Origin of the sequence: Leptolyngbya sp. GB1-A1 (assembly GCF_039962475.1) — a bacterium.
Lineage (GTDB): Bacteria > Cyanobacteriota > Cyanobacteriia > Elainellales > Elainellaceae > Leptolyngbya_A.
In genome coordinates this window covers 1-12,535 of record NZ_JAMPLI010000003.1, presented here as the reverse complement: position 1 = coordinate 12,535, position 12,535 = coordinate 1, and the positions used below count along the sequence as shown (strand labels likewise).

At 52.3% G+C, this 12,535-nt stretch carries 14 protein-coding genes; 7 read left to right on the top strand and 7 right to left on the bottom strand.

What is annotated here, in order from left to right; translation table 11 throughout:
- Positions 1-46 precede the first annotated feature (46 nt).
- A complete protein-coding gene (locus tag NDI45_RS03895) occupies positions 47-247 on the bottom strand; it encodes a hypothetical protein (protein ID WP_348246450.1) in 201 nt (66 codons plus the stop codon).
- A gap of 100 nt (positions 248-347) precedes the next feature.
- Between NDI45_RS03895 and NDI45_RS03890 the strand changes: the two genes are divergently transcribed.
- Entirely contained in the window at positions 348-479 is a 132-nt protein-coding gene (locus NDI45_RS03890; protein WP_348246448.1) for a hypothetical protein, read from the top strand.
- Positions 479-685, top strand: coding sequence for a hypothetical protein (locus NDI45_RS03885; RefSeq protein ID WP_348246446.1), 207 nt, complete (start codon positions 479-481; stop codon positions 683-685). The genes NDI45_RS03890 and NDI45_RS03885 overlap by 1 nt, the downstream gene beginning before the upstream one ends.
- 380 nt (positions 686-1,065) lie before the next feature.
- Here NDI45_RS03885 and NDI45_RS03880 read toward each other — a convergent pair whose 3' ends face one another.
- A complete protein-coding gene (locus tag NDI45_RS03880; protein ID WP_190790651.1) occupies positions 1,066-2,769 on the bottom strand; it encodes an ATP-binding protein in 1,704 nt (567 codons plus the stop codon).
- 427 nt (positions 2,770-3,196) lie between these two features.
- On the opposite strand from NDI45_RS03880, the gene NDI45_RS03875 reads away from it, so the two are divergent.
- Positions 3,197-3,784 carry an SRPBCC family protein gene (locus NDI45_RS03875; protein ID WP_190790652.1) on the top strand — a complete coding sequence of 196 codons (588 nt, stop codon included), beginning with the start codon at positions 3,197-3,199 and terminating at the stop codon, positions 3,782-3,784.
- A gap of 52 nt (positions 3,785-3,836) precedes the next feature.
- On the opposite strand, the gene NDI45_RS03870 is transcribed toward NDI45_RS03875, so the two are convergent.
- The 5 genes from NDI45_RS03870 to NDI45_RS03850 form a co-directional block, all read right to left on the bottom strand.
- Entirely contained in the window at positions 3,837-4,829 is a 993-nt protein-coding gene (locus tag NDI45_RS03870) for a threo-3-hydroxy-L-aspartate ammonia-lyase (protein WP_348246444.1), read from the bottom strand.
- 7 nt (positions 4,830-4,836) lie between these two features.
- Positions 4,837-5,106 (bottom strand): hypothetical protein, encoded by a 270-nt coding sequence (locus NDI45_RS03865; protein WP_242067187.1) that lies wholly within the window; start codon positions 5,104-5,106, stop codon positions 4,837-4,839.
- A gap of 101 nt (positions 5,107-5,207) precedes the next feature.
- Positions 5,208-6,290, bottom strand: coding sequence for a 3-isopropylmalate dehydrogenase (gene leuB, locus NDI45_RS03860; RefSeq protein ID WP_348246441.1), 1,083 nt, complete (start codon positions 6,288-6,290; stop codon positions 5,208-5,210).
- Positions 6,291-6,393: 103 nt separating this feature from the next.
- Entirely contained in the window at positions 6,394-7,137 is a 744-nt protein-coding gene (locus NDI45_RS03855; RefSeq protein WP_348246439.1) for a hypothetical protein, read from the bottom strand.
- Between the two features lie 120 nt (positions 7,138-7,257).
- Entirely contained in the window at positions 7,258-7,587 is a 330-nt protein-coding gene (locus NDI45_RS03850) for a hypothetical protein (protein WP_190790658.1), read from the bottom strand.
- Between the two features lie 105 nt (positions 7,588-7,692).
- Here NDI45_RS03850 and NDI45_RS03845 point away from each other — a divergent pair, with 105 nt between their 5' ends.
- The 4 genes from NDI45_RS03845 to NDI45_RS03830 all read left to right on the top strand — a co-directional run bounded on the left by NDI45_RS03845 (position 7,693) and on the right by NDI45_RS03830 (position 12,289).
- The gene (locus tag NDI45_RS03845; protein WP_348246437.1) at positions 7,693-8,229 is read left to right on the top strand and encodes a hypothetical protein; all 537 of its coding nucleotides are present in this window, start codon (positions 7,693-7,695) and stop codon (positions 8,227-8,229) included.
- A gap of 30 nt (positions 8,230-8,259) precedes the next feature.
- Positions 8,260-9,573, top strand: coding sequence for a TldD/PmbA family protein (locus NDI45_RS03840; RefSeq protein ID WP_348246435.1), 1,314 nt, complete (start codon positions 8,260-8,262; stop codon positions 9,571-9,573).
- Positions 9,574-9,588: 15 nt separating this feature from the next.
- Positions 9,589-10,443 (top strand): DUF3153 domain-containing protein, encoded by an 855-nt coding sequence (locus NDI45_RS03835; protein ID WP_348246433.1) that lies wholly within the window; start codon positions 9,589-9,591, stop codon positions 10,441-10,443.
- A 352-nt stretch (positions 10,444-10,795) separates the two neighbouring features.
- Positions 10,796-12,289: an alpha-amylase gene (locus NDI45_RS03830; RefSeq protein WP_190792338.1), complete on the top strand. Its 1,494-nt coding sequence runs from the start codon at positions 10,796-10,798 to the stop codon at positions 12,287-12,289.
- Positions 12,290-12,535 lie beyond the last annotated feature (246 nt).

The following is a 12,535-nucleotide window of genomic DNA, read 5'->3' as shown; positions in this document are numbered from 1 at the left end:
GACAGAGAAATTTTCTCTATTTTGGCTCATTCTGCTGAAGGAGGACTTACCCTTCATCCTCCTCGATCGCGTCCAGATTATGTCTTTCAATCAGCTTTTGCTGTTCAGGTTGCGATAGCCACAACTCTAATGCCTCGTTAAACAGCTCAGAAATACTGATGTTCTTTAGGGCTGCCATCGTTTTCACCAGAGTCGCCACATCATCTTCTGTAAACACTCTGAACTCTGGCTTTCTTCTTGCGCTCATTCCAAACCCTAATGCAAGTTTTGCTCTCACATTTTCCTATACGAAATTATGCAATCATGGTATTGTGGCAATGTGGCAAAACGAAAAAAGGATTTTACCAATGGTCACACTCACTGATGACGAAGTTGCATTGATTCGATCGCTTCTCGCTGCCCTCCGATCGATCAAAGTGCGGGATATCGATAAAGCAATGGTGATTTTGTCCAAGCACGATCGCCAGGAGTTGCTGTAATGCTGATGCTCAATGATGCTCAAGCGATGATTGTGCGCTGTCTGCTCACCAAAATGCTGATTAACGACACTTATTCTGTGAGCCAGCTTGAAGAAGCCCTCACCTGGTTTGAGCGGGAAGACAGCAGAGTTTCCTGCCCGTTTGAGCAGGTTTGGAGTAAACAGTTAGCGCAGGAGATTGTGCAGGCTTTGAAAAATCAGAGTTAGAAATTCAGAGTTAATCGCAACAATGCTTTTGATTCACCCATGAACCTCTTCTGACTGGAGAGGCTTTTTCATCTTAGAAGCGGTTTAAAAACAATTAGACCCCAAGCCGGAGCCTGGAGTCTGGTGTTTATAACTATCAACCTAATCGCGGGGTTGATGATTTTTGAAAAACTGGCTATATCAGGACGCCAGCAGCTTTTATCTATATATCTATGATTGCTTAGCGCACGCTTCTTGAGTAGGGGAATTTTACCCATTGATCCCCCCATTTAATTTGGGTAAGCGCTTTAGAATGATTTAAGGTTTGTGTTAAGTTTGTTTACTTTGCGGCATGACGTTCTGCTGGTAATAAATAGGAGCCAACCCAATCTGAATTAAGCTCAATCCATACTCAAGCCTTTGTAAGTTTTGGGACGCGATCGGCTTGCAACTGGAGCTTCTTCAATTTTGCGGGCTTCCACCTGATGAGACTGGAAGAATTTTTGCCATTCCTGGGGAGCGTCCAGGGTCTCGCCGCCATGTTTGGTGAGGCGTTTTCGTACTTGGCACAGCACAGGCGTATTGACGCAGGCTCCTGAGATGATGACCTGTCCTTTGGTGAGGGAGGGAAGTTCCTTGAGCAGATCGCGTCCGGCGGCTTCTACCCCGTATTTGAGGCTGTCCTGGTCCACCGGATTCACGATTCGCATAATGAACTGACTCATACACTGCGACAGCACATCCGCATCGAGCTTGCCGGGACGCTGGGTAATCAGCCCCATGCCCAAGCCGAACTTTCGTCCTTCGCTAAGAATCGTTCGCAGAATCATTTTGCAGCGCGAGGGTTCGTGGGCGGGTGCAAATCGGTGGGCTTCCTCGATCAAGACAAACACCGGATAAGGCAAGTAATTCTCGTCGTCTGGGGTAATTAGCTCCTTTTGGGTGTTCATGCGTGCCTGGTTTGCCTGCCGCAGCACTGCCGCGCAAATCACCTGCTGTTCCTCCTGGCTAATTTCGTTCATTTGCAAAACGGTGACTTGTCCGGGTGCAAAGAGATCCTTGGGCGAAAGGTGTTGCATGGTGTCGAAATAGGACGATCGCGCCAGTTTTTCCAGCTTCCACTCGATCGCCGGAGCCGAGGTTCCCACTTTTTCGTTGCCTTCGTCGTCCTGGGTGCGATCGGCTTCAAACACAGCCGCAATCAGATCCTGCACTCCCCAGCGGTAATCTCCATAGCGGTGCTTGCGGACAATCACAAACGCCTTATTCAAAATCGACTGCTGACGATCGCTCATTTCCGGCAGCAAGGTCAAAATATCGTAGTAGTCCAGCGACGAGATGCGGATTTTCACATCTTCGGGCGTCAGAACTTTGACCTGGGGCGCGTAGCCGTCGGGGGCAGTGAAGGCAGGGTGTCCACGCAGTTCTGCCAGCGTGCCGTATTCACCGTGAGGGTCAAAAATCAGGACGGCAGCGCGGTTGTGGGGCGACAACAGTTCTTCGACCAGCACGCCTGCGGTGTAGGATTTCCCGGAGCCTGTACCTGCCAGGATGGCCATGTGGGTGCTGACGAGTTCCTTGACATCCAGGGCGATCGGCACTGCCTGGGGATCACGCAGCAGCAGCGAACCAATATGGGCAGACCCGATGGCTCCGGGCTGCTTTTTGCTCAGAACTTCTTTGAGGCGATCGTTGGTTGCCAAATAAACCTTTGCCCCCGGATCGGGCGTGAGTCGGGGGTTCATAAACCCTAATGCCGGATGAAAATGACCAATCACCTCGACCGTCACTTCGTAGATCTCCGGGTTGGGATGGACAAAACCCACCAGCGCGGCGATCGTTTCCGGGCTGATTTCCGTATCGGCAAAAATGCGATCGGGCAAATGATCCAGCAGGCGGCGATCGGAAATTTTCCCCAGGATTTGCAGTACCAACGGTTCAGAGCCGTTTTCTCCCGACATGGTGGCTTGGTAATAAACAAATTCACCGATTTTGACCTGACGGTTATCGGCAGTAATGAAAACGTACTGGTTGCCGTTCTCCCCCGGTCCTTTGACCGTGCCAATTACTGGAGCCATCGCGATACGAGTAGGGGCTGAAACCATAGGGAATGCGATCGTTCTTGCTTATCGGTTTGCTGAGCGTTTGCAAAAAATCAGCGTACTGAATAATAACGGGAATTCACGGATCTGGTTTCGCGGTCAGAGCGGTTAGTTTAGACCCGCAGGGGTTATGGTCGAAGATCAGATCAAATGAACTCCTTTCCCATCATCATAGGAAAAGAACAGGTGATCTATCTCAAATCTACTCAATTTAGTTATTTTGATGAGTTCTGAGAAACCCATTTTGCAAATCGAATCAGGTAGCATTAACGGAAAATGTAGGTGATCATAAGGTAAAGGTTGGGCATCATTCCTGAGGCATCCGCTCACGATCGCCGCTCTGCCGTCCAGTTCCCCAGTTTTGTTAAGGGATTGCCTAGCGCAAGTCATCCAACGCCCCTCCAGCACTGAAGTTTATTTCACCGAATCTATGGAAGCGAAGTCTGAACTGCAAGCTGATTTCATCACCCTCGACCCCGTAGAAAACGAGGAGACGGTTGCAGAACCGATCGATTCAGCAGACGTAGAGGTTTCGACCGATCGCGCTGAGGGACGGCATCGCCAGCTTTCCGCCCGGATTCGACTGACCTACCCACCAGAGCAGCTCTGGCAGATTTTGACGGACTACGATCGTCTGGCAGACTTTGTGCCCAACCTGGCAAAGAGCCAGCGACTTTCTCATCCGCACCGCATTCGCATCGAGCAAATCGGCGCAGAAAAATTCCTCAATTTCAAGTTCCGGGCGCGAGTTGTGCTGGATATGGTGGAAAGTTTCCCCAATCGGATCGCGTTTCAGATGGTGGAAGGAGACTTCAAGGAATTTTCGGGAAGCTGGGATCTGCTGCGCTTAAACGATCGCCTCACCGAGCTAAGCTACACAATTCGGGTACTGCCACCTCGCACCATGCCGATCGGGCTGATCGAACGACGGCTGAAACGTGGGTTTGTGGTGAATTTGTGTGCGATTCGCGATCGGGCGCAGGAGCTGTTTGAGGAAGGGGCGATGGTGGGCAAGTAGAAGAGCGGGTGCGTGGATGAATGAGTGGATGGACGGGAAAGTCCCGGCGAATTTAGTGAATTAGTAAACTCGCGATCTTGGTCAAATCTACATTACCGCCGCTAATCATTACGCCTACTCGGCTTCCGGGAGCCTTCACTATACCTTCTAGCAGAGCAGCGGCTGCCAGTGCACCTGTTGGCTCGACCACAATTTTGAGCCGCTCCCAGAGAAATGCCATCGATCGCAGCAGTGCTTCATCGCTCACCGTTACCATGTCCTGCACATGGCGCAGCACCAGCGGAAAGGTGAGTTTGCCCAGGAAAGGTGTTCTGGCTCCGTCGGCGATCGTGTCGGGGTTGTGAACGGTTTGCAGGGTACGGGTATAAAACGATCGGGTAGCATCGTCAGCCGCAGCCGGTTCGACACCAATCACGCGACACTGAGGCGAGAGCGCATGAGCGGCGATCGCACACCCAGAAAGCAACCCACCCCCGCCACAGCAAACCAGCAGCAGATCGAGCGATCCAACCTGTTCAATCAGCTCTTTGGCTGCCGTGCCCTGTCCGGCGATAATGTCTGGATGATCATAAGGTGGGATTACGGTTGCCCCTCGTTCGATCGCGATTTGCTCACAGAGTTCTTCCCGTTTCACGGAGGCGCGATCGTACAAAATCACTTCTGCACCATAGCCGCGGGTTGCCGCCTGTTTCACAGCAGGAGCGTCCTGAGGCATAGCGATCGTGGTGGGAATATTCAGAATTTGTCCTGCTAACGCCATTCCCTGAGCGTGATTGCCGGACGAGAAAGCAAGAACGCCGCGCTGCTTCTGTTCGGGCGTGAGCTGGGATAAAGCGTTAAATGCGCCGCGAAACTTAAAAGACCCGGTGCGCTGAAAGTTTTCGCACTTAAAAAAGACTTGTGCCCCGGTGCGATCGTTTACCGTGCGGGATCCGAGAACAGGCGTAATCTGAGCGCGATCGACAAGTCGGGCGGCAGCTTGCTCGATCGCCGCATAGGAAATTTCTACATCAGGAATCGCTGTTTCGGAAGCTGGGAGCGTCATCGACGGTTTATCGCAATCCCGGCTCGATCTGGCTAATGGGAATAAAGCATTCCTTGGGCAGCAGGACGGGCTTACCGTTGAAAATCAGCTTGCCACGCAGGCTAAATCGATCGATCGCCACGCCGAGCGGACGCTGCACTTCGTCGGGATGCACTTCGTAATAGGTGCGGTAGATATTGCGGGCTGCCTGCAACAGCGAGGGGTCGAGCAGGGCAGAAAGACTGCCTTCTTCAACAGGGATGCCTGCGGGAACTGCGGGCCGGGATGCATAGACCATGAGAATTGCCTCTGGCGTAACTCGACCTAGACTCTAATCGATTTATGGAATTCCAGCAAGGGATAGCCACAATTTTTTCGGCATTTTAGCAAAATAGGGGGCTAGCCCAGAGCCGATAGCAATGCCTCACCCATCGCCTGACAGCCGACTGCCTTCATCCCTTCGGACATAATATCGCCCGTGCGGTAGCCCATATCCAGCACTTTGAGAACTGCTTGCTCGATGCGATCGGCGGCTTCCGGTTCATTCAAGCCATAGCGCAGCATCATTGCGCCACTAAGCACCTGGGCGATCGGGTTTGCCTTGTCCTGTCCAGCAATGTCAGGAGCGGAACCGTGAACGGGTTCAAACAAGCCCGGACCCGATGACCCCAGGCTAGCAGAGGGCAGCATGCCAATACTTCCCGTCAGCATAGCGGCAGCGTCAGAGAGAATATCGCCAAATAGATTTCCGGTAACGATCGTGTCAAACTGCTTGGGACTGCGAACCAACTGCATCGCCGCATTATCCACATACAAATGAGACAGCTCCACGTTGGAATATTCGCTCGCAAGCTGGGTCATTCGTTCGCGCCAGAGCTGAGAGACTTCCAGCACGTTCGACTTATCCACTGAGCAGAGCCGTCCTTTGCGCTTTTGAGCCGTTTCAAAGGCAACTCGCCCGATGCGATCGATCTCCCCTTCCGAGTACACCATCGTATTCACGCCGCGCCGCTCTCCGGTTTCTGCGGCAAAAATACCCCTCGGCTGCCCAAAATAAATGCCGCCCGTCAGTTCGCGCACCACCATAATGTCCACCCCTTCCACGACTTCTCGCTTCAGGCTGGAGGCATCAATGAGCTGCGGCAAAATCGTCGCCGGACGCAGATTCGCAAATAGCTCCATGCCCGCCCGCAAATTCAGCAAGCCCTTCTCCGGTCGCTGAGCATTGGGCAACGTATCCCACTTATAGCCGCCGATCGCCGCCAGCAGGACTGCATCGCTATCTTTACAGGTTGCCAGGGTTTCGTCGGGCAAAGGATTTCCGGTTGCGTCGATCGCTGCCCCGCCTACCAGAGCCTCTTTGAACTGAAACCCAATTCCCGAAAGCTCGCCGACCCGCTTCAGTACGGTCACAGCGACAGTCATAATTTCGGGACCGATGCCATCGCCCGGTAACAGCGTGATGCGGTATTGTTTCGTCATAGTGTTAGGAAGGGTGCTACAAAGTTACGGTAGAAGGCGATCGACGCTAAAAACTTGCGGATCGTATTGTACCGAAGAAGCGACACCCTGTTGATAGCTGCGTTTACTGCTTTGCCTTATGAATTGCGGCTTTTAGCTCTTCGCGCGACATTTTGCTGCGTCCTGCAATTTGCAATTCTTTTGCCTGCTCGTACAGTTCCCTCTGGCTCAGGCTACCTTCTGAATCATTTGAATCATTCGATTTGTCTTTCTGCTGAGACTGCTTTTTGTCGGTCTTGTCAGACTGCTTGGTTTCAGACTGCTTTGACTCAGACTGCTTTTTGCTGGCTTGTTTTTTGTCAGAAGTCCTGTTCTCAGGATCTTTCTCAGAGCCTTTCTTGTCAGGCTGCTGCTCGCCTGAATCGGGGTGATGCTCGGCTTCGACTTCGTGCAGGGCGCGTTTGATTGCAGGCGTATAGCCAACGTGCTGTTCACCGTGCTTTGAGGCTTCTTCTTTAGTGCGCTCGGCTTCTGCTTTTTCTGCGTCGGTTAGCTTTTCCCAGACTTCCTTCGGCAGGTATCGCTTGGTCACATTGCCTTCGCGGGCACGATCGTCACCCTCTTCCGTTTGCCAGTCCTGCTCCGACCATGCTTCAAGCGATCGAGCGGCTTCGTCTTTTTCGCCCTTATAGCCACCGCCATGCTGCTCGTATTCCCGCACTAAAAGCTGACTTTTGCGGGCTGACCACTGCCCCGGTTCGCCGCCCTTGTCTGATGCCATGATTTCATCTTTGAGCCGTCGCCGCAGTTCGGGGGCGGTGTATTTTTCGTCGTAATCGTCGTGATGTTTTTCTTGGTGTTTGGTCATTGCCTGTATTCCTTCGATCGCTTACGGTTGCTACTGTTGCGTACCCTAGACAGCGCGATCGAGTGTTTTCGTCTGTCGATCGAAGGAAATTCGTACAGGAATTCGGGCAGGCAGAAGACGCTAGGGCAAGCGTCGCTCTCGCAGCAGAAATTCAACTTTGGGCAGGAGCGGATCGGTAACAATGCCGCAGCCTTCAAAGCTCCAGCGTTTTAGCAGACTGCCAAGCTGGGTTTTGGGGATTGATTCGACGGCAAATCGATCGGCGAGTTCGCGGGCATGACTGTTGAGATAGCTGAGGGCATCGGCATGTTCACCAAACAGCAGCACAAATCCGGCAGAAGGCTGTTCTGGCAAATCGTCTGATCGAGCGGCATCGGCACGGCGGGGGCGGGCAACAAGGTACTGTCCATCCTGGCGCGATCGAATCAGGTAAAAGGTATCGGCAAACATCTCGCTCACGCTCTGGGGTATTCGCCTATTATCCTCCGTGAGTCTCTACTTCTGATGAAGAGGTTTGCGCTAGGTTAAAAAGAAAAGCAATCACAAGAGGCGATCGTGGCAGAGGACAATACAGAACTGGCGCGGGAACAGTATCAGGCAGGGCAGGCAGCCTTTGAGCGAGGGGAATATCGCCGATCGGTCGAGTTTCTGGAAAAGGCGGTGAACCTGGCGGGACAAAATTCCACTTTGGGCGGCGAGTCCCAGATCTGGCTGGTGACGGCATATCAGGCAAACGGACAGCAAACCGAAGCGATCGCCCTGTGTGAGCAGCTCCAAAACCATCCCAATTTAAAAACGCGCAAAGAAGGTAGCCGATTGCTCTACATTCTCAAGGCTCCCGAACTAAAGCGCCGCGAAGAATGGATGACGAAGATTCCCGATTTATCTGGCGTTGCCGATGCCGAGGAGCCCAACAAGGCGATGTCTGCCTATCCGGCTCCTACTGCCCGTCCTGCCCGTCCCCAACCGCAGGCAGAGCTGGAGCCGATCGATCTGAGCCAGGTAGACACAAAGGACAACGGCTTTATCTGGGTGGCACTGGGGGTGATCGGGCTAATTCTGGGGGGACTCGTCTGGCTGAGCCAGCATTAGAATTGGGATAGTCCTCAGATTGCGCTTACCGTGAACGATTCGATTCTTCAACAAATTCTCGACCTTGCCGCCCAGCGAACTGATGCTGCCGAAGTCTATTTTGTCTCCAGTCAGGATACGCCGATCGAGTTTGAAAACAATCGGCTAAAGTCGCTGCAAACGAAAGCCGTTCAGGGCGTTGCGCTACGGGTCATTCGCGAGGGACGATTGGGCTTTGCCAGTTCCACTGATTTGACGCGATTAGAAGATCTGGTAGATGCGGCAGTGCAAACTTCAGAAATTGGCAGTCCGGTCGAGTACGAATTTGCCGCTAACTTTCATGCCTGGGACGGTTCTGGTCAATCGAGCTTTCAGCCGCCTGCTACCTCTGAGTTAGTAGAGGTGGGCGAGTTTCTAATTCAGGAAGTGCATCGCTATAACCCAGACGTGCTGGTGGGGGTGAATTTTCACGTGCGATCGGGCACAGTCAAACTTGCTACCCATCAAGATGTTTACGCTGAGCGCAGTACCCAGACCATGAGTGCCAGTGTTTCCGGCAATCTGGTGCGAGGCGAAGATTTTCTGGAGGCATACAGCTACGACGTGGCGCGTGATGGCATTCCTAGCTACGATCGCATCCTGAACGAGCTACTGCAAAAATTTCAGCGAGCCGAACACGGTGCAACAATTCAGAGCGGCTCCTATCCGGTGTTGTTTCTGCCCAGAGCAGTCGCTAGCACGATCGGCGGTTTGTTTGATACGGTGCTGTCGGGTCAGGCAGTGGTGCAAAAAGCCTCGCCGCTGGCGGATAAGGTGGGCGAAAAGCTGTTTGACGATCGCCTGACCATCTTTGAAGATCCGAGTCTAGGCGTCTCCGCCTGTAAGTTTGACGACGAAGGAACCCCGACCCACAAAAAGGCATACATCGAAGCCGGAACCGTGCAGGGTTTTTACTGGGATCGCCGCTGGGCAGCCAGAGCAGGCAAACAGTCTACCGGAAACGGGTTTCGGGGCGGCTTATCGCGTCCGGCTCCTGATATGGTGAATCTCTGTATGGCTCCGGGCAGTACGTCGATCGATCGGCTCATTGCCAGCATGGACGAAGGCTTAATTGTGGATCAGGTGTTGGGCGCGGGTCAGTCAAACCAGTTGGCAGGTGAGTTTTCGGTCAATCTGGATCTGGGCTACAAGGTCGAAAAGGGGCAGATCGTCGGACGAGTCAAAAATACAATGGTGGCAGGCAGCATTTTTGAAGCCTTTCAGCACTTGGTTGATCTGGGAGACCAGCCAGAATGGGTGGGCGGGGGAGCTTATTTGCCTCCGATTCTGTTTGAGAAGCTGGGCGTTGCGGCACGGGGAGAGTAAGAGGAGGGTTTGACTTTGCTGCGATCTTTGGGGCATGGGTTGATGCGGCTGCGGCTGCTGGGAATTGCGCTGATTGCGATCGTCTTCCTGTCGGGCTGTGTGCGATATGAAACGGGCTTGAGCTTTAAGGATGCCAATCATGGGGAGTGGGTGCAGCGAATTCGGCTTGAGAAAGTGCCGTCGGGGTTAAGTGAGACGATCGCCGCAAGCTGGCTGGACAGTGTGAAAGAAAAGGCACAACAGTTTGGCGGACAGGTCAACGCGGTTTCGGAAGAAGAACTGTGGCTCAAAATTCCTTTCTACAGCGCGAAGGATCTGGAAACCCGGTTCAACCAGTTCTTTCAGCCACCGGGGACGATTCCCCTTAAGGGCGGCTACTGGAGCCAGCGCAAGCAAAAACCGCTCAATTTGCCGATTCGTATGCAGGTGCAGACTCGTCATGGACTGTTTCGCGAGCGAGAACGCTTGACCCTGGACTTTGACTTTCGATCGATCAAAAAACTCATCGCGCAGTCAGATCCCGCACTCAATTCGGATGAGTTTCTGGAGCTGGAATTTCGCCTCACAGCTCCCACCGCCATCGGAGTTTTAACAGCCAATGGCGTAGCTAATCCGGCTAATTCGCAGTTGCCCAAAGGGATCATTATGCGACAGCAGGGCAAGCAGCTCTCTTGGCAGCTCAAATCTAGTCAGCTCAATCACTTGGAGCTTGCTTTTGCAGTTCCGAACTATCTGGAAATGGGATTTGTCGTAATTCTGCTGATGACCCTGACCGGAATGCTAATCAAGTTTTTAATGCTGCCGCCGATCGCTGTTTTACCGCCGGAAGTGTTAGCGGAAAACGCCGGGGATCAGTCTACCTTATTGTAAATCTTGCCTTTAATCTAACCTGATTTCTTCACCCTTCGATTGCAGTTTTGATATTTAGTTTTGACATTAAGTTCTGACATTGCGGCTTGCGTTTTTAGCGATAGCCTATCCCAGGACAGACACCACAGTAAAGTCTTTCGATGGATGGCATAGAGCCGATCGCTCCAGTAAATTTCATATCACAGGAATAAAGTTTGAGCGTTTGCCCAGCTTGCAAAGACCCTGGAAGTTTTGAGGGAGTTTTTGCACGGGTCAGCATCTCAAGCGATTTTTTACTGTGCGTTTTTGTGTGCGTTTTTGCCCGGATTGATTTTGCCGAATTTCATTATTTTGAATCCACTACAATAAGCCAATGTCTGAACCGAATGGGGTTATGATGCAATATTTCCACTGGTATGTGCCGAGCGACGGCAGCCTGTGGAAAGAACTTGAGAAAAATGCGGCTGATCTGGCGAAAGCGGGAATTACGTCACTTTGGCTCCCGCCTGCCTACAAAGGTCATGCAGGTGTAGAAGACCCAGGATATGGCGCATATGATTTATTCGACTTAGGCGAATTTAATCAAAAGGGAACGGTTCGGACAAAGTACGGCACAAAAGACGAATATTTGCGATCGATTAAAGCGGCACACCAAGCTGGACTGCGCGTTTATGCCGATGTGGTATTCAATCACAAAATGGGCGCAGACGAACAGGAAGAAATCGAAGCTACACCGTTTCATCCTGAAGATCGCTACTCGCCGATCGGGGACTATCAAAAAATTAAAGCCTGGACGCACTTTAACTTTCCGGGACGCGGCGACAAATACTCCAGCATGAAGTGGCACTGGTGGCATTTTGACGCGATCGACTACAACTCATGGAACGAGCACGAGCAAGCCATTTATCTGCTCCAGGGCAAACAGTTTGACGATAATGTTGATCTGGAAAAAGGCAGCTATGACTATCTGATGGGCTGCGACCTGGACATGGAACACCCCGAAGTGCGCGGCGAATTAAAGTATTGGGGTGAATGGCTGATGGACTTGACCGACGTGGACGGGTTCCGCTTTGATGCGGTGAAGCACGTTGCCGCCGAGTTTTTCCACGATTGGTTTGAGCACATTCGCCACTATGCCCAGCGCGATCTGTTTGCCGTGGGCGAATACTGGTCTTACGAAATTGAGGCACTGCACTATTTCATTTCGCTCACCCAGGGAAAAGTGGCTCTGTTTGATGCGCCGCTCCACTACAATTTTCATGCGGCAAGTCGAAGTGGTGAACACTACGATATGCGTCAGATTTTTGACAATACGCTGGTGCAGCAGCAGCCTTCGCTCGCTGTGACGCTGGTAGACAATCACGATTCCCAGCCGCTTCAGTCGCTTGAATCGGTCGTGGAATCCTGGTTTAAGCCGATCGCTTACTCCTTAATCCTGCTGCGGCGCGAAGGCTACCCCTGCGTTTTCTACGCCGACTATTACGGGTCACACTATCGCGACTGCGGCAACGACGGCAACGAACACGAAATCTGGCTCGACTGTCACCGCTGGATCATCGACAAGTTTCTATGGGCGCGGAGCAACTATGCCTATGGTTCCCAGTATGACTATTTTGATCATCCGAATCTGATTGGCTGGACGCGCATTGGCAACGCTGATCATCCGGGTGGCATGGCAGTGGTGCTGAGTAACGGGGCAGGCGGCAGTAAATGGATGGAGGTGGGTCAGCCCAACCGTCTTTATATCGACATCACTGAACACATTGCTAGACCTGTGATGACCGATGAGTACGGCTGGGGCGAGTTCTCCTGTAAGGGCGGCTCTGTCTCGGTTTGGGTTCCGATCGAGAGCCAGGAGGCCTCATAGTTCAGAACTCGTCGCTTATCTTAGCTGCAAGATAGATGCGAGGTATCCAAAGATGCAAGTTATTCAAAATCACCGTTTTTAACCTGATAAAATCCGGCGTTGCTGAATTCGAGTATGATTTGCCCCCTAGGCCCTAGTAGTCTGCCAAGGGAACTTTGCCTGGTGGGGTTATTTCTGGTAAGGTGACTCAAATCCAGGAAGATCATTATGAGTCAGAAGCGTTACATCGTCGATTTAACGGATGCC